At 37.2% G+C, this 1600-nt stretch carries 2 protein-coding genes; both read right to left on the bottom strand.

The features are described from left to right. Positions 1–1232 (bottom strand): V-type ATPase 116kDa subunit family protein (locus PLK24_RS11345; protein ID WP_324479225.1); only part of this gene is annotated, 1232 nt, incomplete at its 3' end. 4 nt (positions 1233–1236) lie between these two features. Continuing rightward, positions 1237–1600 (bottom strand): hypothetical protein (locus PLK24_RS11340; RefSeq protein WP_324479223.1); only part of this gene is annotated, 364 nt, incomplete at its 5' end.

Below are 1600 nucleotides of genomic sequence, written 5' to 3'. Positions count from 1 at the left end.
AGAGCTCCAAATATCATCGAAGCTATGCCACCCCAGGCTAACATCCGAAAAAATCGTTTTGAAGAATCAGGCATTTGAATAAAATTAGGCGCCAAAAAACCAATCAAGGCAACAATCAGACCATAAACAGCATCACCCAGACAAATTCCAAAATAGGCAAAGAAAAATATAGCAACAAAAGGCGTAGGATCAATTTCGGTATAGTTTGGTAACCCATAGAGATTGGTTAAAACATCGAAATTTCGTGACCAGGGACCATTTTCCAGAGCAATCGGGACATCTTCTCCTGGATCAGGGTCTCTTTGAGAAATCACCCATTCCTTGCCAATTGACTTCATTCTTTCTTCAATTGCCGGTATCGTTTCTTCAATTGCCCAACCGGTAATCAAACAGACATCGTGGGTTTTGAAAATATGAGCTTCGGAATTTCGTCGTTCTAATTCAGACGCATAATAATCGAGAGTTATTTTTAATTCCGATTCATGCTTTAAGAGAGAAACGGCTTCCTTTTCGACATTAGCTCGTTGTTTTTCAAAATTTTGAATTTTCTTTTTAACTGATTGAATAGCTTCTTTTGGAGTTCCCTCAAAAGCCTGAGGAAGAGAAAGAATACTAATTGATTCCTCAGCGAGAATGTTTTCCACTGGTTCTATCAGGTCTTGATAAATAATGAGAAAAGCAAAACACTTTCTCTCTTTTCCTGAGAATTTTTGAAGAGAAAGTTCCTTGCCAATTTTTTCTAAACGATCTTGAAGCAACGGACACTGGGTTTCATTCATTTCAAGAAGATAACTTTTAACATAGCGAGTTGTTCCAATATCTTCCAATGCAATTGGAAGGCTTTCAATTCGATTCAGAAACTCCAACTGAGCATTGAGGCGATTCATTGAAGCACGGATGGTGTTCAGTTGTTCTTCGATAGATTGGCATTTTTTATAGATTTGATTATGGTTAAAAACCTTTTCAAGAAACTCACTTTTCTTAATGGGAATTGGTGTAGGGAAAAAGCTTTCTAAAAAAGGTTGTTTTTCGGTTCGATATTTATTTATAAAATCGAGGCAGTAACGTACCTCGTTGATATTTCGTTCTAAATCTTCTGAATGGAACTCCTCGGGAAGGTCTTCATTTTTAAAGTCTTGGCGGGATGTGATTTGTAAAACTCCCATATCCTGTAGTAAATCAAATGTTTCGTCATGCAGAGATCGATGAATAAGGATCTCTAACTTTTTCATGTTTCTAATTGCCATATTCTTGCCACACCTTTTCCAAAAGATAGTTTACAACCTGAGGTATCCTCTGAGAAATTTCCTTTTGCAGAACTTCAGCATCTTCTTGATAATTCTTGAGGATTTTCTCAACTTCACCTTCGGCTTCTTTGAGCAGACGGTTCTTGATTTCCTCGGCTTTCTTTTCAGCATCGACGAGGGATTGAGCATAATTTTGCTCAATCAACTTCTCGTTCTCAATAAGTATTTGCTGAGCTTGTCTTTGCGCTTCCTTTAACTCTTTTTCTTTCAGTTTTTCGATTTCACGTATTTTATCAAGGTCATTGGCAATCAATCTATATCCCTCCCGGGGAAAATAAACTTGGACTATATTA

Origin of the sequence: Atribacter sp. (assembly GCF_035418125.1) — a bacterium.
Lineage (GTDB): Bacteria > Atribacterota > Atribacteria > Atribacterales > Atribacteraceae > Atribacter > Atribacter allofermentans.
Note: the sequence above shows the minus strand (reverse complement) of the source record. Positions and strands in the feature narration are given on the sequence as shown.